This window comes from Pseudomonas benzenivorans (assembly GCF_024397895.1).
Lineage (GTDB): Bacteria > Pseudomonadota > Gammaproteobacteria > Pseudomonadales > Pseudomonadaceae > Aquipseudomonas > Aquipseudomonas benzenivorans_A.
In genome coordinates this window covers 4,253,189-4,274,342 of record NZ_CP073346.1, presented here as the reverse complement: position 1 = coordinate 4,274,342, position 21,154 = coordinate 4,253,189, and the positions used below count along the sequence as shown (strand labels likewise).

Annotated in this window: 15 protein-coding genes and 3 tRNA genes; 2 read left to right on the top strand and 16 right to left on the bottom strand. The window is 65.6% G+C overall.

Translation table 11 applies throughout. The features are described 5' to 3' along the window. Positions 1 to 178: 178 nt before the first annotated feature. The 9 genes from KDW96_RS20085 to KDW96_RS20045 all read right to left on the bottom strand — a co-directional run bounded on the left by KDW96_RS20085 (position 179) and on the right by KDW96_RS20045 (position 12,318). Positions 179 to 2,551 carry an efflux RND transporter permease subunit gene (locus KDW96_RS20085; protein WP_255837981.1) on the bottom strand — a complete coding sequence of 791 codons (2,373 nt, stop codon included), beginning with the start codon at positions 2,549 to 2,551 and terminating at the stop codon, positions 179 to 181. 15 nt (positions 2,552 to 2,566) lie between these two features. Beyond that, positions 2,567 to 3,658 carry a WD40/YVTN/BNR-like repeat-containing protein gene (locus tag KDW96_RS20080; RefSeq protein ID WP_370295214.1) on the bottom strand — a complete coding sequence of 364 codons (1,092 nt, stop codon included), beginning with the start codon at positions 3,656 to 3,658 and terminating at the stop codon, positions 2,567 to 2,569. 196 nt (positions 3,659 to 3,854) lie between these two features. Then, on the bottom strand, positions 3,855 to 5,225 hold the full coding sequence (locus KDW96_RS20075; RefSeq protein ID WP_255837980.1) for a DUF1329 domain-containing protein: 1,371 nt from the start codon (positions 5,223 to 5,225) through the stop codon (positions 3,855 to 3,857). A 510-nt stretch (positions 5,226 to 5,735) separates the two neighbouring features. Then, positions 5,736 to 8,393 (bottom strand): aminopeptidase N, encoded by a 2,658-nt coding sequence (gene pepN / locus KDW96_RS20070; protein ID WP_255837979.1) that lies wholly within the window; start codon positions 8,391 to 8,393, stop codon positions 5,736 to 5,738. Between the two features lie 76 nt (positions 8,394 to 8,469). Beyond that, positions 8,470 to 9,297, bottom strand: a complete 828-nt coding sequence (locus KDW96_RS20065) for a DUF2797 domain-containing protein (RefSeq protein WP_255837978.1) — start codon at positions 9,295 to 9,297, stop codon at positions 8,470 to 8,472. Further along, the gene (locus tag KDW96_RS20060; protein WP_255837977.1) at positions 9,297 to 9,560 is read right to left on the bottom strand and encodes a YeaC family protein; all 264 of its coding nucleotides are present in this window, start codon (positions 9,558 to 9,560) and stop codon (positions 9,297 to 9,299) included. The genes KDW96_RS20065 and KDW96_RS20060 overlap by 1 nt, the downstream gene beginning before the upstream one ends. A 38-nt stretch (positions 9,561 to 9,598) precedes the next feature. Continuing rightward, a complete protein-coding gene (locus KDW96_RS20055; protein WP_255837976.1) occupies positions 9,599 to 10,456 on the bottom strand; it encodes a rhomboid family intramembrane serine protease in 858 nt (285 codons plus the stop codon). After that, positions 10,453 to 11,427 (bottom strand): metallophosphoesterase, encoded by a 975-nt coding sequence (locus KDW96_RS20050; protein WP_255837975.1) that lies wholly within the window; start codon positions 11,425 to 11,427, stop codon positions 10,453 to 10,455. The genes KDW96_RS20055 and KDW96_RS20050 overlap by 4 nt, the downstream gene beginning before the upstream one ends. Then, on the bottom strand, positions 11,428 to 12,318 hold the full coding sequence (locus tag KDW96_RS20045; RefSeq protein ID WP_255837974.1) for an NAD(+) kinase: 891 nt from the start codon (positions 12,316 to 12,318) through the stop codon (positions 11,428 to 11,430). It abuts the gene before it with no gap. Between the two features lie 104 nt (positions 12,319 to 12,422). Between KDW96_RS20045 and KDW96_RS20040 the strand changes: the two genes are divergently transcribed. Then, positions 12,423 to 13,382, top strand: a complete 960-nt coding sequence (locus tag KDW96_RS20040) for a DUF1853 family protein (protein ID WP_255837973.1) — start codon at positions 12,423 to 12,425, stop codon at positions 13,380 to 13,382. A gap of 57 nt (positions 13,383 to 13,439) precedes the next feature. Here the strand turns inward: KDW96_RS20040 and KDW96_RS20035 are convergent, their stop codons facing one another. The 4 genes from KDW96_RS20035 to KDW96_RS20020 all read right to left on the bottom strand — a co-directional run bounded on the left by KDW96_RS20035 (position 13,440) and on the right by KDW96_RS20020 (position 19,247). After that, positions 13,440 to 14,549, bottom strand: a complete 1,110-nt coding sequence (locus KDW96_RS20035) for a cyclic nucleotide-binding domain-containing protein (protein WP_255837972.1) — start codon at positions 14,547 to 14,549, stop codon at positions 13,440 to 13,442. After that, complete coding sequence (locus tag KDW96_RS20030; RefSeq protein ID WP_255837971.1) at positions 14,534 to 15,550, bottom strand: 1-aminocyclopropane-1-carboxylate deaminase/D-cysteine desulfhydrase; 1,017 nt, start codon at positions 15,548 to 15,550, stop codon at positions 14,534 to 14,536. The genes KDW96_RS20035 and KDW96_RS20030 overlap by 16 nt, the downstream gene beginning before the upstream one ends. Positions 15,551 to 15,553: 3 nt before the next feature. Then, positions 15,554 to 16,924 carry a chromosome partitioning protein ParA gene (locus tag KDW96_RS20025; protein WP_255837970.1) on the bottom strand — a complete coding sequence of 457 codons (1,371 nt, stop codon included), beginning with the start codon at positions 16,922 to 16,924 and terminating at the stop codon, positions 15,554 to 15,556. A 289-nt stretch (positions 16,925 to 17,213) separates the two neighbouring features. Continuing rightward, positions 17,214 to 19,247 (bottom strand): NADPH-dependent 2,4-dienoyl-CoA reductase, encoded by a 2,034-nt coding sequence (locus KDW96_RS20020; RefSeq protein ID WP_255837969.1) that lies wholly within the window; start codon positions 19,245 to 19,247, stop codon positions 17,214 to 17,216. A gap of 222 nt (positions 19,248 to 19,469) precedes the next feature. Between KDW96_RS20020 and KDW96_RS20015 the strand changes: the two genes are divergently transcribed. Further along, positions 19,470 to 20,513 (top strand): AraC family transcriptional regulator, encoded by a 1,044-nt coding sequence (locus KDW96_RS20015; protein WP_255837968.1) that lies wholly within the window; start codon positions 19,470 to 19,472, stop codon positions 20,511 to 20,513. 262 nt (positions 20,514 to 20,775) lie between these two features. Here the strand turns inward: KDW96_RS20015 and KDW96_RS20010 are convergent. From KDW96_RS20010 to KDW96_RS20000, 3 genes are all read right to left on the bottom strand, one after another. Continuing rightward, positions 20,776 to 20,852, bottom strand: a tRNA-Asp gene (locus KDW96_RS20010). Between the two features lie 101 nt (positions 20,853 to 20,953). After that, a tRNA-Asp gene (locus tag KDW96_RS20005) sits at positions 20,954 to 21,030 on the bottom strand. A gap of 36 nt (positions 21,031 to 21,066) precedes the next feature. After that, a tRNA-Val gene (locus tag KDW96_RS20000) sits at positions 21,067 to 21,142 on the bottom strand. Between the last annotated feature and the right edge of the window lie 12 nt (positions 21,143 to 21,154).

The following is a 21,154-nucleotide window of genomic DNA, read 5'->3' as shown; positions in this document are numbered from 1 at the left end:
CCAGGATGTCGAGCACCATCGAACACCAGACCGGGGCTGCGCCTATCGCGCCGCCTGAACCGGACGTGTTCTGAACCCATGACACGGCCGCTCCGCGCTGAACCCTGCTGCGCCGTCCAACCAGCAGAAACAAGAAACCGCGGCATCAGGCCGCGGTTTCTTGTATTGCTGCTACCGATCAGGCGGTGGCGGGTGCCAGCGACTTGGCCCGCAGCTTCTCCGGGTTGATCAGGAAGCGTGCCAGGGCCGGCAGCAACCAGACCGCGCCAATCATGTTCCAGAGGAACATGAAGGTCAGCATCAGGCCCATGTCGGCCTGGAACTTGATCGCCGAGAAGATCCAGGTGGCCACGCCGATGGCCAGGCACACGCCGGTGAACAGCACCGCCTTGCCGGTGGACTTGAGGGTCTCGTAGTAGGCCTCCTGCAGCGGCATGCCCTGGCGCAGGTAGGTCTCCAGGCGGCTGTAGATGTAGATGCCGTAGTCGACACCGATACCCACGCCGAGGGCGATCACCGGCAGCGTCGCGACCTTCACCCCGATGCCCATGTAGGCCATCAGCGCATTGCCCAATACCGAGGTCAGCACCAGCGGCAGGATCACGCAGAGCGTGGCCGCGATGGAGCGGAAGGTCAGCAGGCACATGAAGCTCACCGCCGCATAGACCGCGACCAGCATGGTGGTCTCGGACGCGGCGATCACCTCGTTGGTGGCCGCCTCGATGCCGGCATTGCCCGCGGCGAGGATGAACTGCATGTTGTCGGTGTTGTTCTCCTCGGCGAACGCCTCGACCACCTTGACCGCCCGCTCCAGGGTCTCGGCCTTGTGGTCATTGAGGAACACCAGCACCGGCGCCACCGAACAATCGCTGTTGTACAGGCCGTCGGCCCGGGCGATGGAGTTGTTCAGCACATCCTGGTTGCGCGACAGGGTTTCCCATTTCAGGTTGCCCTCGTTCATGCCCTTGATCACCTGACGCGACACCGTGACCATGGAAATCGCCGACTGCACCCCCGGGGTGTTCTCCATCTGCCACATCAGCTCGTCCATCGCGGTCAGGGCCGGATAGGTCGAGCAGCGCTCGGTGGCGGTCTTGACCATCACCACCAGCACATCGGAGCTGGTCGAGTAGTTGCGGATGACGAAGTCGTTGTCCAGGTTGTAGCGCGAGTCCGGATGCAGCTCCGGGGCGCCCTGGTCGAGGTCGCCGATCTTCAGGTTCTGGCCGTACCAGATGCCGCCGCCGAACGCGGCCAGGGCGACTACCACGGAAATCGGCGCCACCAGCGGGTGGGCGAAATTGGAGATCAGGCGCCACAGCGGATGGTCCTTGGCCGCTTCCTCGCGACTGATCTTGACCGCCTTCGGACTGATGCCGATATAGGAAATCATCACCGGCAGCAGGATCAGGTTGGTCAGGATGATCACCGCCACGCCCATGGACGCGCCGATGGCCAGCTCGCGAATCACCCCGATGTCGATCAGCAGCAGGGTGACGAAGCCCACGGCGTCGGACAGCAGGGCCACCAGGCCGGGAATGAACAGCTGACGGAAGGCCATGCGCGCGGCGGACAGCGCATCGGGCGCCTCCCCCGAGGCCATGGCGATGCCGTTGATCTTCTGCACCCCGTGGGAAATGCCGATGGCGAACACCAGGAAGGGCACCAGCATCGAATAGGGATCGAGGCCGAACCCCAGGGTGTGCAGCAGGCCGAGCTGCCAGGCCACCGCGATCAGGGTGGTCAGCAACACCGCCAGGGTGCTCTTCAGGCAGCGGGTGAACCACAGCAGCAGCACCAGGGTGATGCCGATGGCCGCGGCGAAGAACAGCGCCACACCGACCAGACCGTCGATCAGGTCACCGACCTTCTTGGCGAAGCCGATGATGTGCACCTTGATGTTGGGGTTCTGCGCCTCGTACTTCTCGCGAATCTTCTCTTCCAGCTCGTGGGAAAACTGCTGGTAGTCCAGGCGGATCTGCCTGCTCTGATCCTCCGGGTCCGGATAGGACTCGAGCAGCGGCACATCGACGATGCTCGACTTGAAGTTGTTCGCCACCAGGCGGCCGATCTGTCCGGACTTGAGGATATTGCTGCGCAACTCCTCCAGGCTTTCGCCGGAGCCGTCATAGGTCTGCGGAATCACTTCGCCGCCGGCGAAGCCTTCCTCGGTCACCTCGGTCCAGCGCACGCTGGGGCTCCACAGCGACTTCAGGCCGGAACGGTCGACGCCTGGAATATAGAAGACCTCGTCGCTGATCTGACGCAGGGTCTCCATGTACTCCTTGCTGAAGATGTCGCCATCGACCGCTTCCACCGAGATGCGCACGGTGTTGCCCAGGTTGGCCAGGTCGTTGCGGTGCTCGAGCATCTTCTGGATATACGGATGACCCAGCGGGATCATCTTCTCGAAGCTGGTCTGCGGACGGACCTGGGAGGCCTGGTAGAACAGGAATACGCTGATCACCAGGCACAGCAGGATCACGGCGGGGCGGTTGTTGAAAATCAGCCGCTCGAGAAGAGACGCGGGTTGGTGTTGATGCTTACTCATGCAGAGGCTCCCGGCTTATTTTTGTTGGCCCAGTTCGGCGCCAGTCGGCGTGGCGGCATGGACGCCGCCCTGCCCTACCAGAATCAGATTGCCGTTATCCAGTGCAGTGACCCCGGCCAGCGAAAGGCGGTCGGGACGGTTGGTCAGGCTGAAGTGGCGGCCGTTGTCGGTGCTCTTGAGCACCGTACCGCCATGCCCGACCACCACGATCGAGCCATCGGCCAGCAGGCCGCCGTCGGCCAGGCCGAACTCCAGCGCACCGTTGTTCGGGGTATCGACGACGATCTGCTGCCAGTTGTCGCCGAAATCCGCGGAGTGGAACAGGTGACCGCGCAGGCCATAGACCAGCAGGCCATCCGCCTCGCCGGTGCCGAGGGCACCGAACAGCGAGCCCTCGTAGGGGCCCTGCAGGGTCTCCCAGCTCTGCCCCCAGTCGCGCGAGCGGAACATGGCGCCCAGCTCGCCGACGATGAACAGGCCGGCGTCCTTGACCGCAACGATGGCGTTGAGGTGGTAGCCGTCTTCGTTATCCATGCGCTCGCTGACGTCTTCCCAGTTGGCGCCGCCATCCTGGGTCTGCAGCAGGGCACCGTAGGCGCCGACGGCGAAGCCGTTGTTGCGGTCCTGGAACCAGACGTCGAGCAGCGGCGCTTCGCGCTCGCGGTCCTCGAACTGCTTGACCCAGGTCGCGCCGCCGTCGCTGCTGGCGAGGATCTGCGCGTCGTGGCCGACCGCCCAGCCATGCTGGTCATCGACGAAGAACACTGCGGTGAGCAGCTGCCGGGTCGGCACCTTGGCCTGGGTCCAGCTGGCTGCGTTGTCATCGGAGTAGAGGATGTGGCCGCGATCACCTACCGCGACCAGGCGCTTGCCGGCGCTGACCACATCCAGCAGCAGACGCTGCGCCGCCTTGGGCGACTCGATGGAATAGCGGACGGCGGCATCGGCGGCGTGCGCCTGAAGGGGCATGGCAGCAAAAGTCAGCACGGACAGCACACTGCACAGCGAGAGCGCTCTAGCCAGCGGCGAGTGGACGCGGAACGCCGGTGTACGCGGCAGTCGCGCAGGATGACCGACCTGGGTGCGCCGCATGACGGGCTCACTCATATACCTTCCCCCTTGTTGTTATAGGTGGTGGTGCCTGTTGGCAGGCGCCTATGCTACTGAGCATTGGAAAGCCCTGACAATCGCCAGGACGTTATGTTTTGTTAAGGGAATCCGCGTGCTTGACAGCCCCATTGGTCCGCCGAGGTGAAAGGGCCACTACCACTGTAGCGGCCTTCCGCCTCCGGCGACATGACTATCAACGAATACCCCGACGCCGCAGGGCTGCCGGCTTGAAATAGCTGTCGGACGGCACCTCCTGGCTGAAATCGATGGTCTTGGCCTCTTCGTTGTCGAGGTTCTGCACGTGGTAGCGACGCGCCTGCAGGTCATGGAACACGTCCAGCGCCGACCAGGTGGTTGGCAGATCGTAGTAGTTCTTCAGGTAGGCCACCGATACCCGCCACAGCTCGCCGCGACCGTCGTATTGGTCCACGACCGCGGCCTGCCAGCTGTCCTCGTCGAGGTACAGGGTGCGCTTGGAGTAAATGTGCCGGGCGCCGGCCTTCAGCGTGCCCTCGACGACCCACACCCGATGCAGCTCATTGCGGGTGAACGCCGGATTCAGGTGACCGACCTGCAGCAAGTCCTCGTACTTGACCTCAGGACTGGTGGCTTTGTAGTTGTTGTAGGGAATGTAGATTTCCTTCTTGCCCACCAGCTTCCAGTCGAAGCGGTCCGGGGCGCCGTTGAACATGTCGGTGTCATCGGCCGTGCGCAACCCGTCCGCCGCGGCAATCGGAGTGTCGTAGGCCAGGTTGGGCGCACGCCGCACGCGGCGCTGACCGGCGTTGTAGCCCCAGGCCTGGCGCGCCTGTTTGACCTGATCCAGGGTCTCGTGCACCAGCACCGCACCGCCGGCCAGGCGCGCCGGGCTCTTGGTGAAGGACTGGTAGAAGAACAGGGTGTTATCCAGCTTGGCGTAGGAGCCCTTGGGATCATAGAACTTGAACAGCGCCTCCTGCTGCGAGGTCACCAGGGCGTAGCTGCCGTTGCGCTGCACCGCCACTTCCGAAGCGCTGCGCACGATGTAGTTGCCACGGTAGCGAGCGATGTGGTTCCACAACACTTCGACGCCGCTCTGCGGAATCGGAAAGGGGATACCGCCGTAGGCGTCGGAGAAGCCGTTTCCACCATCCTGCAACTGGGCGGTGCTGGCGTTCCTGATGCTGTTGTCATAGACCCATTGCGGCGCCGATGCGGAGCGACGGGTCTGGTACACCGGCATCTGGTAGCTGCTGGGGTAGGCGTTGAACAGGGCGATCTGACCCGGGGTCAGGTTGTCCTTGTACTGCTCCAGGTTGCTCTTGGTGATGGTGAACAGCGGTTTATCGCCGGGGAATGGATCGACATGGTGCTGACCCGGCTTGCTGTAGCCGGCCGGCGTCTCGGTGATCCCGCCCGTCCACTCGGGAATGGTTCCGGCGGCGTTGCCGGCCTTCTCGGCGCCAAAAGGCGTCAGGCTGGCGCCCAGCTTGGCGGCTTCCTGCGACGAAACCGCGGCCATCGCGTGACCGGTAACCAGTGCCAGGGCAATGACTGCCCCCATCAAGCTGTGCTTTTGCAGCATCGTTATTCTCCGTGTCAGTCTTCGTCGGGCCGGGCAGATTGCTGGTCGGGATTCAAAGGCGCATGAGGCCGCCGCCGAGGTGATCGCTTCAGGCAGCTCTGGCCGATGCAGCAGGTTCGCGGGACTGGCGCTCGCTCGCCAGGCGAGGGCTGCGGCTGAGGCCACAACTGCCGCCTTTCCGGACAAAAGGTGCAACCATAGTGCCAATTCAAACGCTCGTATTAAAAACAGCCGACAACGAGAGACGACGGCCGTAAAGCCATTTCGTGACCGTGCAGCCACCGACCTAATCGACAGAATTGCGCGCTCAACACCCCTCCTCCTGTCCGACAATCCAACAGTCGGCAGCCAGCATTCGCGGCCCCGACAGCGCCCGCGTCTGGGGAGTCGCAGGCGCACCGGACCATTCGTGGTAGAAAACGGCGGTTACAGGCGCGTCAGCTTCCTTTAGGTAACAAAAAAGCGTTACCGGGCGAGGCCGGTAACGCTTCGGAGTGACGCCCGTGGGACTCAGGCGAGGCTCTTGCTGACCACCTCGAAGACATCGCTGGACAGCTCGCCTGACGCCAGGATGCGCTCCAGCTCCGCCTTCATCAGTCCCTGGCGGGCACTGTCGTACTTGCCCCAGCGGGTCAGCGGGGAGAGCAGACGGGAGGCGATCTGCGGGTTGAGGGCGTTGAGGGTGATCACCTGATCGGCGAGGAAGCGGTAGCCGCTGCCGTCGGCCTGGTGGAAGCCCACCGGGTTCTGCCCGGCGAAGGCGCCGATCAGGGCGCGCACCTTGTTCGGGTTCTTCAGGGTGAACGCCGGGTGCTGCATCAACTGCTGCACCCGCTCCAGCGCGCCCGGCAGGCTGCTGGCGGCCTGCACGCTGAACCACTGATCCATGACCAGCGGGTTGTCCTTGAAGAAGTCGGCGAAGCTGGCCAGGGCCTTGGCCTTCTCCTCCTCGAACGGCGAATTGACCAGCACCGCCAGAGCCGCAAGGCGCTCGGTCATGTTGTCGCACACCTCGAACTGCTCCAGGCAGGCGGCCAGCACCTGCGGCTGGTCGCCCAGCATCAGGTAGGACAGGGCGATGTTCTGCAGGCTGCGGCGAGCGAAGTGCTCGGCCTCGGCGACGTAGGGGCTGCTGCGGGACACTTCGCGATTGGCCTGATAGCGCTGCCACAGCGGCTCGAACAGGGCCTCGGCGAGCTGCCGGCGGGCGAACTCGCGGGCACCATGGATGGCGTCGACATCGGCCACCACGCTGATCTCGGTGAGGTAGCCCTCCCCGGGCAGGGAAAGCATTTCGGCGACCATCGCCTGATCCAGCTGTTCATCTTCCAGCACCGTGCGCAGGGCGGCGGTCAGACGCGGGTCCATGACCAGCGCCTCGCCGCGCTGGTGCTGAGCGATCAGCTCCTGCAGCACCTGCACCGCCAGCTGCTGGCCGGCCTCCCAGCGGTTGAAACCGTCGCTGTCGTGCTGCATCAGGAACATCAGCTGATCGCGGCTATAGGGGAAGCCCAGCTTGACCGGCGCGCTGAACCCACGCAGCAGCGACGGCAGCGGCTTCTCGGCGACATCGAGGAAGGTCAGCACCTGCTCGGCCTGGTCGATCGCGACGACCCGCGAGGTGCCGCCGGCGGCGGCCTCGCCGGCCAGGCGCAGCGGCATCTCGCCACCCTGGCCATCCAGCAGGCCGAGGGCCACGGGAATCACGAAGGGTTGCTTGTCCTTCTGCCCCGGCGTGGGCGGACAGCTCTGCTTGAAGCTCAGGCTGTAGGTCCGGGCCTGGGCATCGTAACTTTCGCTGACGCTCAGGCGCGGCGTACCGCCCTGGCTGTACCAGCGCTTGAACTGGCTCAGGTCGACGCCGTTGGCGTCCTCCATGGCCTTGATGAAGTCGTCGCAGGTCACCGCCTGGCCGTCGTGGCGCTCGAAGTACAGGTCGCTGCCCTTGCGGAAGCCCTCGGCCCCCAGCAGGGTGTGGATCATGCGCACCACTTCCGAGCCCTTCTCGTAGACCGTCAGGGTGTAGAAGTTGGAGATCTCGATGAAGGCGTCGGGGCGCACCGGGTGGGCCATGGGGCCGGCGTCCTCGGCGAACTGGTGGGTGCGCAGGTAGGCCACGTCCTCGATGCGCTTGACCGTGCGCGAGTTCATGTCGGCGGAGAACTCGGCGTCGCGGAACACCGTGAAGCCTTCCTTGAGCGACAGCTGGAACCAGTCGCGGCAGGTCACCCGGTTGCCCGACCAGTTGTGGAAGTACTCGTGGGCCACCACCGCTTCGACCCGCTGGTGGGCGGCATCGGTGGCGGTCTCGGCCTTGGCCAGCACGCAGCTGGAGTTGAAGATGTTGAGGCCCTTGTTCTCCATGGCGCCCATATTGAAGTCGTTGACCGCGACGATCATGAAGATGTCCAGGTCGTACTCGCGACCGTAGACTTCCTCGTCCCAGCGCATCGACTTCTTCAGGCTGTCCATGGCGTGCTGGCACTTGTCGATGTTTTCCGGCTCGACGTAGATGCGCAGCGCCACCTCGCGCTGGCTCATGGTGGTGAAGCTGTCCTCCACGCACCACAGGTCGCCGGCCACCAGGGCGAACAGGTAGGCCGGCTTCATGAAGGGGTCCTGCCAGGTCACCCAATGCCGGTCGCCCTCCTCCGGGCCGCTGGCGATCGGGTTGCCGTTGGACAGCAGCACCGGATAGCGATGCTGCTCGGCGCTGACCGTGGTGGTGAACTTGCTCATCACGTCCGGGCGGTCGAGGTAATAGGTGATCTTGCGGAAGCCCTCGGCCTCGCACTGGGTGCAGAACATGCTGCCGGACTTGTACAGCCCCTCCAGCGCGGTGTTGCTCTCAGGATGGATGCGCACGCTGCTGTCGATGACAAAGCTGGCCGCCTTGGGCTGCAGGCGCAGCTGGCTGTCGCTCAGCTGATAGTCGGCGGCACCCAGCTCGGCGCCGTCCATCGACAGCGACAGCAGCTCGAGCTGCTGGCCGTCCAGCACCAGCGGTGGCAGGCCAGTGCCTGCCGCCGGGTTGCGGCGCATCACCAGCTGGGCATGCACCAGGCTATGGTCCTCGAACAACTCGAACGTCAGGTGCGTCTCGTCGATCAGATAGTCCGGCGCCTGGTAGTCCTTGAGGTAGATCATCTTCGGTTGTTCGGTACGCATGGCTTGTGGCCCTTCTGGTTCAGGGCCCGGTTCGGCCCGATCTGCGAAATGGGTGCTGAGCGGCTGGTCTGCTGGGCTACTGAAAGACGGCCAGCTGGTAGCCGGTGTATTTGCGGATGTTGATCACGCCGGTGTCGAACATCAGGTACTGGCCCTTGATGCCGATCAGCGTGCCTTCGGCGATGGGGTTCTTGTCCAGGTTGAAGCTGCTGATCTTGGCCGGGTAGGCCTCGATCGGGAAGACGATCTCCACCACCGGCTGATCGTCGAGCGTCTGGATCGCCTGAATGCCGAAGCGCTGCTGCAGGGCCTGCAACCCCTCGCCACAGTTGTCGAACAGCCGATCGCGCACCGCCGGCAGGTCGACCGGCGCGGCGTCGCCCTTGAGCAGCGCGCGCCAGTTGGTCTTGTCCGCCACCTGGCTGCGCAGCAGGTCCTCGACGAAGCCCGACTGCTGCCGGGTCGCCACCCGCAGGATCGGCAGCGCCTGGGTCGCGCCCTGGTCCAGCCAGCGCGTCGGCACCTGGGTCGCACGGGTGATGCCGACCTTGATCCCGGAGGAGTTGGCCAAATAGACCACATGATCGGTCATGCAGAACTGCTCGCCCCAGCTCGGCTCGCGGCAGGTACCGGCGTCGTAGTGACAGCGCTCCGGACTCATGATGCAGATGTCGCACTGCGCCAGCTTCTGCATGCAGGGGTAGCAGTAGCCCTGGCTGAAGCTGGTCTTGGTCTTGCGCCCGCAATGGGTGCAGTGAATGGCGCCGAGGTACTCCAGGCGCAGCGTCTTGCCGATCAGCGGATTGACCGGCAGCTCCTGCTCGTCCAGGCGGAAGGCGTACTGCACCGGCGCGTCCAGGCGCGCCGCCATCTTGCTCAACGAGCCACGTCCCAGTTCGCTCATCAGTGCAGGCTTCCCGAGGTCTTGAACAGCAGGTTCGGCACCGGCGCGGACTTGGAGCTGCACTCCTGCGGGCCCATGTAGCCGATGCGCTGGTCTTCCGGCAGGTGCTGGATTTCCCAGGCGATCAGCGCCTGCAGGGTCAACTCCTTCTGTTCCTGGGTGAGCTTGCGGCCATCCGGCCACTTGCCGATTTCCACCGCCAGTTTCAGGCTCTGGTAGATCTCCGGGGTGATGTTTTCAATGGCTTGCAGAAAGGACGACATGGGTGACTCCGCGAACAAAGGGGCAGTTTACCAGCCTGCTAGCGATGCTGGCGCGCCAGTAAACCGCCCGCCAGTCCGGTCAGGCAACCGGCGAGCAGGCCGCCGACATGGGCGGCGTTGGCGATGGCGGCCAGCTGCAGCAGCTCGAAGATGCCGGTCATGCACAGCAGCAACCAGCCGAGCATCAACGCCAGCAGGCCGGGCGGCAGGCGGTATTCGGCGCTCGGCGCCAGGCGCTGAAACAGCGCGCAATGCCCGAGCAGACCGTAGAGCACGCCGGACAGGCCGCCGAACAGCGAAGGGCCGGCGTAGAGGTACTGGGCGAAGTTGGCCGACAGGCCGAACACCAGGGTCAGCCCCAGGAGCATCCAGGGGCCCTGGCGCGCCTCGATGCGCCGCCCGAGCACCCAGTACCACAGCGCGTTCATCGCCAGGTGCAGCAGGCCGAAGTGGATCAGCATCGGCGTCAGCAGGCGCCACCACTGGCCTCTCTGCAGCGTCTCGCGCAGGTAGCTGAAATAGATGTAATCGCCCTGGATGCGAAAGTCGACGAAGCTCAGCCAGTGGATAAGGGCGAAATTCTCACCGAGCAGGGTCAGGGCGGCGACCAGCAGGGTCAGGCCGAGCATGGCGGTGGTCAGCGGACTGTCCTTCAAGGACTGGACGAAACCTGCCACCGGCGGCGACGCGTCGGATTGCTGCGCAGCAGGATCGCCCTGGGGATAGCGCGCGTAGAGGTCGCGTACCTGCTCGGCGAGCGGCTCGCCGGGCACCCAGAGCAGCTGCTCGCCGGCTTCCTCGGTGACCCGGTGGGGCACCTGCAGGCGCAGCAGCAGGGCGAGGAATGCGCTGAGGTCGATCTGCACCGGCAGACGCAAGGCCACCACCGGGCTCACCGCGGCGCCTCCGGACGCTCCACCTCGACCCAGACGAACTTGCGCGCATCGAGCCGACGTTCCTGATCCAGGCGATAGGCCACCAGCTTACCGTAGAGCACCGCGCTGTAATCCAGGCAGGCCAGGTTGCTGCGAATCGGCGCCGGCTTGCCGCTGCGCCAGTAGTGGCCGACGAACAGCAGGGGCTGGTCGGTTTCGTATTTCAGCAGCTCGGTCTTCTGCAGCTCGGAGAGCGGCGTCTGCGCGGCCAGCGCCGGCAGGGCGTCGGGCTGGAAGACGATGTCGCCGTAGGTCTGCGGGTCCTCTTCCCAGAACTTGGTGCGAAAGTGCGAGCGGGTGAAACCGTCGTCGCTGGTCAGGGTCAGGCCATGGGGCAGGCGCATGTCGGTGCCGCGCAGCAGGCGATTGAACACCATATTGGCGAAACTGCCATGCACGGCCGAGGCCTGGAGGAAATGCTTGTCGATGCGCCCATCGGCGAACTGCGCGCGCAGTGGTTCGATCAGGCCGGCGTCCCAGCAGGCGTGCACCACGCGAAAATGGCCGGCGTCGAGGAACAGCGGCAACTCGTAGAACCAGTCGAGGAACTGCCGCCATTCGTCCGGGTAGGCCTCGAACTGCTCCAGGGTCTCCTTGATCAGCCGCGCATGCCGCGGCGAGTGCTCGCGCACGTGCTGGCGGCCGCTGCCAGGCAGCGCCGCGGTGCTCCAGGCCAGCGCGTTGTATTCATGATTGCCCATGACGCACAGCGCTTCGCCGGCAACGACCATGTCGTGCACCAGGTGCAGCGCCTCGCGAATCCGCGGGCCGCGGTCGACCAGGTCGCCGAGGAAGATCGCCTGGCGCCGCGGATGGCGCCAGACGCCGTCCCGCAGGCGGTAGCCGAGGGCATCGAGCAGACGCTCCAGGGTGTGGGCACAGCCATGAATATCACCGATCAGGTCATAGCCACGAGTCGGATCCAGCAACATTCAGTTCCCTCCGCCACCGAGGCGACTGCCCCAGCCCAGCTTGGTGCGGCAGACCTCGTAGTAGTTGTGGTCGAGTGGATGGATCAGGCAGAGCTTCTGCGGTTTCTTGCTCACCGTGATGGTGTCGCCCGGCGCGCAGGTGAAGTGGTTCTGCCCGTCGCAGGAAACCTGCGGGTAGATCTGCATGTCCTTGGACACCACGATCTTCAGTTCGCTGTTGCTGTCCACCACGATAGGCCGGCTGGACAGGGTGTGCGGGTACATCGGCACGATGACGATGGCATCCAGCTTCGGGTGCATGATCGGCCCGCCGGCCGACAGCGCGTAGGCGGTCGAACCGGTCGGCGTCGAGACGATCAGGCCGTCGGCCTTCTGGCTGCAGACGAACTGGCCGTCGATGTACAGCTCGAATTCGATCATCCGCGTCGACTTGCCGGGGTGCAGGATCACGTCGTTGAGCGCGTCGCCCTGGCCGATCGCCTCAGCCTGGCGACGCACCTCGGCCTCCAGCAGGAAGCGGTGCTCGGTCAGGAAATTGCCCTCCAGTACCTCGGCAACCTTGACCTCCAGCTCATCGGGGCGGATGTCTGTGAGAAAGCCCAGGCTGCCGCGGTTGACCCCGAGCACCGGCACCTTGTGCCGGGCCAGCGCCCGGGCAGCGCCGAGCAGGCTGCCGTCGCCGCCGACCACGATCACCAGGTCGCACACCTCGCCGAGAATCTTCCGCGAGGAGGTCTGCAGACCGTGACCCGGCAGCACTTCGGCGATGGTGTCCTCGAGGATCACATGCAGGTGACGGTCGAGCAGGAAACGCTTGAGCCGGCGAATGGTATCGAGCACCTGGGTGCTGCCGAGGCGGCCGATGATGCCGATATTGCGAAATTGCTCCATGGTGCTCCCGCAGCTCAGGATCTAGAGAGCCCCGATTATGGGCGAAAGCCGATAACCGCAGCAAACGCGCACATGGCGCGAAGATTAGGCGTTATGCTCCCAGCATGACGCCTTTCGCCTCGCTTGCCGATCTGCCCCAGCAGCTGCATCAACCCGTGGTGCGGGACCTGGCCTGGGTGCTGCTGTCGCCGCCGATGCTCAGCACCACCCCCTGGCCACAGCGCCACCCGCTCAGCGCCAGCCACTGGCGGCGCTCGCCCGGCGCCCTCGCCGACTGGTTGCTGCGCCTGGACCGTGACAGCAGCACGCTGGCCAACTGGCTGGCGCAGAGTTCGGTACGCCGCCTGGGCCTCTACTACGAACGCCTGTGGCAGTTCGCCCTGCAGGCGGCGCCCGGCATCGAACTGCTCGCCGCCAACCTGCCGATCCGCCAGAACGGCCATACCCTTGGTGAACTGGACCTGCTGCTGCGCGACGATGAAGGCGAGCACCATCTGGAGCTGGCGGTCAAACTTTATCTCGGCCCCGAGAGCAGCAGCGGCGAGCTGCCGGTCCAGTGGCTCGGCCCCGGCAGCCATGACCGCCTGGACATCAAGCTCGATCACCTCAGCCAGCACCAGCTGCCCCTGTCCGCCCGCGGCGAGGCCCGCGCCGCGCTGGCCGAATTGGACCTGGCCGAGGCCAAGGCGGCCCTGTGGATCGGCGGCTACCTGTTCTACCCCTGGCCGCAGCAGTGCAGCGCCCCTCTGGGTGCCAACCCGCAGCACCTGAGAGGCCGCTGGTTGCATCGCAGCGACTGGCCGCGCTTCGTCGCGCAAAGCACCGAGGGCTGCTGGCAACCCCTGCCCCGCCCCGCCTGGCTCGCGCCGGCACGGGTCGAGACGAGCGAACTCTGGTCGACCGAGACACTGCAGGACTGGTTCGAAGCGCTGCCGCCCGAAACCAACGCCCAGCTGCTGGTGCGCTTGCAAGCCGGCAGCCAGGGTGCCTGGCGGGAAGCCGAAAGGGTGTTTCTGGTCAGTGACCAATGGCCTGCGCAACCGCCCGAGCAGGCCGACACCTGATGCGCCAGCCTCACGCCGGGCGCTGGCCTGGCCGGGAGCGCCCGGAGAATTCCTGGCTCAGTGACTGCGTTCGGTGCGCCCGCCCGAACGCACCAGGTAACCGGCCCCGCTCTCGCACAGCAGGCCGTCGCGCTGCACCGCCGGCAGGGCATCCAGACCGTCGCGCAGGGCGTAGCCGTTGAAGCCAAGCTGCGACAACAGGAATACGGCGTTGGCACTGCGCTTGCCGCTGTCGCAATAACACAGGTAGATACGCCCCTTGTCCAGCAGGCGCGCCTTCAGGCGCAGCAGCTGCAATGGCATATTCAAGGCCTGGGCGGCGTGCGCCCGTTCGTACTCGCCCTGCAGCCGGACATCCAGCCACTGCGCGCCGGCCGCCAGCAACCGGGCGGCTTCGCCGAGGCCGACTTCATTGACCACCGGCGCCTTGAGCAGGGCGACGAAGTCCTGACGCGCCAGGCGCAGCACCACCGCGTCCTCGACCACGGTCACCGTGGCGTTGCGCGGCCGATCGGCCAGCAGCGCCTCCTCACCGAAACAGGCGCCGACCTCCAGTTCGGCCAACACCTGGCGGTCGGTGCCGGCCCCACGAATCACCTCGGCGCGGCCACTCTTGAGGAAATAGCAGCAATCGCCGACCTCGCCCTCGCGCAGGACCGTACTGCCGGCGGCCAGCTCGATACTCTGCAGGCGCTCGAGCATGGCCCGCACATTGGCCGGCGGCACCTTGGCGAACAGCGGGTTGTCCAGCAGCCGCTCCAGCCATCCCAGCTCGTCGTACTGCTGGCCGAGATCGAGCAGCAGGTCCTGGTAAGCCAGGCGCCAGGTCACCAGGCGGTTGAGCGTCGCGCTGTCGAGCGCCAGCACGCTGACATCGGTCAGGGCGCGGGCATCCTGCAAGCGCGGCAAACTGGGCGACAACGGGTGGCAGCTGGCCTCGGATCCAGCGACCAGCCGCTGCTGCCGACCTTGGGCGTCCTCCAGCAGCAGCTCGCCGGCCAGCAGGAAGTAGGTCAAGCGCGCCTGATCGCCCCGGCGGAACAACAGCTGCCCGGCCAGCACAGGCTGCGGCACCAGCTGTTTACGCAGCTCGCGCCACTGCTGCTCGGACAGCACATTGAGCGGTGTCAGGCTGCGCAGGTGCGTCGGGGTCAGGGCTTCACGCATGGCGATTCCAGGCTCCAGGTCTCAGGCTCGATGGCGCCGTCCGACGACGGCGACAGGGACACGGGCTGCGCAGCGGCCTGCCCGAGCAGGCCCGCTCTGCGCCCCTGCAAGCCACCGGTATGAACGAACACCAGGCGCGTGCCCGGAGCAAAGTAACCGGCCTCAACCCGCTGGCGCAACGCCATTAGCGCCTTGCCGGTATAGAGCGGCTCCAGCATCACAGCGCTGGCCGCCTCAGTAGTGCGAATGAACTCGGCCAACTGCGCATCGACCTTGGCGAAGCCGCCGCGGCAGGCATCGACCAGCACATAGCCCTGATCCGTCCTGCCGGCCTCGCCCAGGATCGCCTGCACCTGGGGCCCGACGCCATGATCGGCCGGCACCGCCATGGCGCCGTAGACCGGATGGGCGCCCGCCTCGCCGAGCACCAGCCCCGCCAGGGTGGTGCCCGTGCCAGCCGCCAGCCACCAGCCGTGGTAGTCCGTCCAGCCGAGCGCGCCGAGCTGCTCGCGGACCTGGCCCACCAACGCAGCGCAGCCCAGTGCCCCAGGCAGGCCACCGCCGCCCTCGGGCAGCGGATGCAGGGTCGGATAGCGCTCGCGCCAGGGGGCCCAGAAACCCTCGCGATGCCGGTCGCGATAGCCGCCATAACCTAGCCAGTGCAGTTGCATGCCGAAGGCCAGCAGATCACGCACGGTCGGCGTGTCCCACTGCAACCCCCGCAACAGGCCGACGGTAGGGAAACCGAAACGGCGCCCGGCGGCCGCCAGGGCATGCAGATGATTGGAATGCGCACCCCCGAGGCTGATCAGCCCCTCGGCGCCAGCAGCCGCGGCGGCGCGCAGGTGCGGCGCGAGCTTGTACCACTTGTTGCCGCTGATCAGCGGATCGATCCGGTCCAGACGCAGCACCGCCACTTCGATAGCGGCCGGCGCCAGCCACTCCAGCTGCAGCCGTTCGAGCGGCGCGCCCGGCGCCCAGGCAGGAAGCGTCAGCGCCAAGGGTCAACCGACCGTGCGCAGGCGGCTACTGGCCTTGTGCCGAGCGCAGCAGTTGGAATCGCCGACGGTGAAGCGGCTTGGGGTGTCGACCCGATCGATGGGGATGGCGCAGCGCTCACCACTGGGCAGCAGCGCCTCGCAGCTCGGCTGCTGGAAGTGCGCCAGCCACTGGCGATATTGCTCCTCGGAGACGAAGCACTTGGCCGCGGCATAGGCCATGGGATTGTCCTGGTAACGGGCGATGTCCTGCAGCGGGATGGTGAGGTGGCCGGCGCCCGGATGGTACACCACGAAGACCACGCCGAGATTGGCCAGACGCTCGAGAATCTGCCCGCCGCTCTGGCCGGCCAGCTCGTCGCGCTCCTGCCTGAGTCGCTCGAGCTCCTGCTGCAGCTGCCCTTCCTGTTCGTTGCGATAGGCCAGCTCGACATTGCGAATGGCGATCTGCTCCTTGTACTCGATCACCGCCGAGGCGATCTTGGCCTCAAGCTCGCCCTCGAACTGGCGGCGCAGCACATCGCTTTCGGTGCGGCCGTGATGCTCGAGCGAGCGCAACTGCTCGGTCATTTCCTCGCGGGAGGCCTGGAAGCTGGCGGCCTGGGCGGCCAGCTGGGCCTTGAGGTCGGTGTTCAGCGCCTGCTGCTGGCGCAGGCTCTTGTCCAGGCCGTGAATCTGCGCCAGCAACTTCCTGCTCTGCTCCTCGCAGGCCAACTTGAACTTGGCCAGCTCTTCCTCCCGCTGCTGGCTGAGGCTGGCGATACGCAGGCGCTGTTGCTTGATCAGTTGCGCGGTTTTCAGGCGGTGTTCCTGGTCCAGCTTTTCCGAGAGCTGGGCCGTGGCTTCCCTGCCCTTCTCGGAAGCGTACCACTGGTCTTCGGAGGCCATCTGCAGGCGCTCGGGCGCCACGGCCTGGGCCGTGTCGTCCTCCACCAGCAGGCCCAGGCTGTTGCGCTTGACCGCGTCGCGCAGCAGCACCAGGTCATTCTGCCCGGGCGCCAGGCTGGGGTCCCACAGGTGCATTTGGTGCCAGGACACCGGACACTGACTGCGGCAGGCCAGGCGGATCGGCCCGGCACCCAGATCGGGACCGCGGCCGGCGCGCTCGGAGAGATGCTGCAGCGGAATGTTCCAGCCCCGATCCGGCGCGCCCTTCTCGTCGAAATCCAGGTAGAAGAACACAGCGGCCTTGATCAACAGGCGCGGATTGATCAGCACATAGGCGACGCGGAGCTGCTGATCGGCAAACTCCGGCATGTTGACCACACCGTCGAGCAGGGCCTCGAACTCGGGAAAGAGCATTTGCTTGCAGATACCGCCACGCTCCCTGAAGAACATCACGGCCTCAACCATCTGCGGTCTTTTCTGCATGCTCATCGGTTTCCCTCTAGCCAAACAAGGTGGGATCCGCTCGAGCGGGTAATGTTCCTGACCATCCAGAAAAACCCTGGATTCAGGGGCTATCCCGTTGTTCTGGAAAGTCTAGGGGAAAACCCAAAGCCAGCAATGTGACTGGGTTGGCAGTGGCCCTGCCGCCCGCGGTGAACAGGGCCACGGCAGGACGAAACTGTGACGGACTTGGTACGGCGGGCTCGGGAAACCCACCGAAAAGGGACTGCATACAGCTGCCTCGCCGGCGACAGTGTCCCGGCGAGGCAGCGTCGAGTTAGAGCTCTGCAGCCAGTCGCGAGCCCTGGTTGATAGCGCGCTTGGCATCCAGCTCGGCGGCCACATCGGCGCCACCGATCAGGTGCACATTCTGCCCGGCGGCGACCAGCCCTTCCTGCAACTCGCGCAGCGGGTCCTGGCCGGCACAGACGATCACCGTGTCCACCGGCAACAGCTGCGGCTCGCCACCGGCCACGCGGATATGCAGGCCGGCGTCGTCGATGTTCAGGTACTCGACGCTGTTGACCATCTGCACCCGCTTGTTCTTCAGCCCGGTGCGATGAATCCAGCCGGTGGTCTTGCCCAGGCCGTCGCCGACCTTGGACGTCTTGCGCTGCAGCAGGAACACCTCGCGCGCCGGCGCATGGGGCGCGGCCTGGATGCCGGCGACACCACCACGAGCCTCCAGTTGAGCGTCGATGCCCCACTCCTGCCAGAACGCCTCGCGGCTCAGGCTGCTGGCCTCGCCCTGGTGGGTGATGAATTCGGACACGTCGAAACCGATGCCGCCGGCGCCGATCACCGCGACACGCTGGCCGACCGGCTTGCGCTCGAGAATGGCATCCAGGTAGCCGATCACCTTGGGGTGATCCACTCCGGGAATCTCCGGCGTGCGCGGGGCGATACCGGTGGCTAGGATCACCTCGTCGAACCCGCCCTGGGCCAGCTCGTCAGCGCTGACGCGGGTGTTCAGGCGCAGCTCCACCCCGGTGGTCTCCAGCTTGCGCTTGAAGTAGCGCAGGGTTTCGAAGAACTCCTCCTTGCCCGGCACGCGCTTGGCCACGTTGAACTGGCCGCCGATCTCGCTGGCCGAATCGAACAGGGTCACGCTGTGGCCGCGCTCGGCGGCCACAGTGGCGGCGGCCAGGCCCGCCGGGCCGGCGCCGACCACGGCAATCTTCTTCACCTGGGCGGTCGGGATGTAATTCAGCTCGGTCTCGTGGCAGGCCCGCGGGTTGACTAGGCAACTGGTCAGCTTGCCGCTGAAGGTGTGATCCAGGCAGGCCTGGTTGCAACCGATGCAGGTATTGATCTCGTCGCCGCGACCTTCCGCGGCCTTGTTGACGAAGTCCGGGTCGGCGAGGAACGGGCGGGCCATGGAAACCATGTCGGCGTCGCCCTCGGCCAGCACCTGCTCGGCCACTTCCGGTGTATTGATGCGGTTGGTGGTGATCAGCGGGATCTGGATTTCACCGCGCAGCTTGGCGGTGACCTTGGTGAAGGCCGCCCGCGGCACCTTGGTGGCGATGGTCGGAACGCGCGCCTCGTGCCAGCCGATACCGGTGTTGATCAGGGTCGCGCCGGCCTGCTCGATGGCCTTGGCCAGGGTGACGATCTCATCCCAGTTGCTGCCGCCTTCCACCAGGTCGAGCATCGACAGGCGATAGATGATGATGAAGTTCGGCCCCACCGCCTCGCGTACCCGACGCACGATCTCCACCGGCAGGCGCATGCGGTTCTCGTAGCTGCCACCCCAGCGATCGGTGCGGTGGTTGGTGTGGGCCACCAGGAACTGGTTGATGAAGTAGCCTTCCGAGCCCATGACCTCGACACCGTCGTAGCCGGCGGTCTGCGCCAGGCTGGCGCAGTTGACGAAATCCTGGATCTGCTTCTCGATGCCCTCCTCGTCCAGCTCCTTCGGCTTGAACGGGTTGATCGGTGCCTGGATGGCGCTCGGCGCCACCAGCTTCGGGCTGTAGGCATAGCGGCCGGCATGCAGGATCTGCAGACAGATCTTGCCACCCGCCTCATGCACCGCCTGGGTGACCTCCCGATGCTTGTCGGCCTCTTCCGCCGTGCTCAGCTTGGCTGCGCCAGCATAGACGCCGCCTTCCTCGTTCGGCCCGAAGCCGCCGGTGACCATCAGGCCGACGCCGCCGCGGGCGCGCTCGGCGAAGTAGGCAGCCATACGGGCGAAGCCATTGGGCTTCTCTTCCAGGCCGGTGTGCATCGAGCCCATCAGCGCGCGGTTCTTCAAGGTGGTGAAGCCCAGATCCAGCGGGGCGAGCAAGTTCGGGTAGTGAGCGGTCATGGAGTTCTCCACATCGAGCCTATTCAGTTCACGGAGCGCCGCGGCCTCGCTGGACCCCGGTCGGTATGAGCTAGACGATAATGGCCCTTCTCTCGCACATCAATGACCCTAATTAACATGTTAATGATCTAAACTAACACTGCACTCCGGGAAATCCCTTCGATCAGGCCTGCCTTCGACACGCGTTTTCCGAGCAGCCACCACAATGGTTTGGAGCCCCGCATGAGCACATCAACGCCCCGGGTCAGGCTCGGCGACCTCTCCGTCGGCTTCGTCCACAGCCTGGCCGCCGCCGTACGCGAGCACGGCCACGACGCCAGAACCCTCCTCGAAAATTACGGACTGGATGCCGCGCGCCTCGCCGCCCCCAGGGCGCGGCTGTCCATTCCGCGCTACATGCGCCTGGGTCACGCGGCAATTCAGCTGACCGGGGACCCCGGCCTGGGCCTGCGCATGGGCCGCATGAGCCGCATGAGCCAGGCCGGCCTGGCCGGCGTCACCGCCGCCCAGGCGCCCACCGTGCGCGAAGCGGCACGCACCCTGATTCGCTTCGAGCCGCTGTACGCCTCCAACTACCGCGGCCAGTCCAGCCTGCACGAAGATCCCCAGGGCGCCTGGCTGCGCTTCTACTCGATCAGCCCGTACAACGCCTACAACCGTTTCGTGGTCGATTCGGTGCTGGCCAGCTGGACGCAGCAGCTTGGCGATCTGGCCAGACGGCCGCTACCCGTGGAGAAGGTGCAGATCGAGTTCCCGCCACCCGACTACAGCGAGCAGCATGCCGAATGGTTCGGAGCGCCGGTGCAGTTCGGCGCCGAACACAACCAGCTGCGCCTGGGCCAGGCCACGCTCAACCTGCAGAACCCCGAGCATTGCCCAAGCACCTGGCGCCACCTGGTGGAAATTTGCGAGAGAGAACTGGAGCAACTGACCCGTACCCGCAGCCTGCGCGAACGTATCACCCAGATGCTGGGACCGCTGCTGCATGGACGCGAGCCCGATCTGCAGGAAATCGCCGTCCGCCTGCAGATGCCCAGCTGGACCCTGAGGCGCCGGCTGGCCGAGGAAGGCACGCAGTTTCGCGCCATCCTCAACGAAACCCGTCGCGACCTGGCCATGACCTATATCCGTGACACCGAACTGGCCTTCGGCGAGATTGCCTACCTGCTCGGCTTCGCCTCAGCGGAGGCCTTCCAGCGGGCCTTCAAACGCTGGAACCAGCAGACGCCCGGCGAGTTCCGCCGCGCCCACCGCCGGGGCGCCTGACCCCAGCGACGCGACCAAGGCGACCTCACAATTCGGCGGCGTCTTCCGCGAACTCTTCGGCGTCCAGCTCGTAGGCACGCAGCTCGAGCAGTTCTTCCTGGTAGTCTTCCATCGCACGATCCTCACTGACTGGCAGAGCGCGACCGCACAGGATGAACCAGGACGCGCCGGGTCAGCCTACAAAGGGCTCATGACCGACTGATGACAGCTTTGCGCAGGCAATAAAAAACCCTCAGGTATCGCTACCTGAGGGTTTCGTATATGGCGCAGCGGACGGGACTCGAACCCGCGACCCCCGGCGTGACAGGCCGGTATTCTAACCGACTGAACTACCGCTGCGCGTCGGTTGGACTTTCGTCCGTGGAACTCTTGCTTCGTCTGGAAGGAGCAACCTTTCGGCTATTCCTGCCTCACACCGGGCAAGCCCGATATGGAAAATATGGCGCAGCGGACGGGACTCGAACCCGCGACCCCCGGCGTGACAGGCCGGTATTCTAACCGACTGAACTACCGCTGCGCGTCGGCCGGGCTTGACGCCCGAATTCACAAAAAGTGGTGGGTGATGACGGGATCGAACCGCCGACCCTCTGCTTGTAAGGCAGATGCTCTCCCAGCTGAGCTAATCACCCATCTCGTTGCGA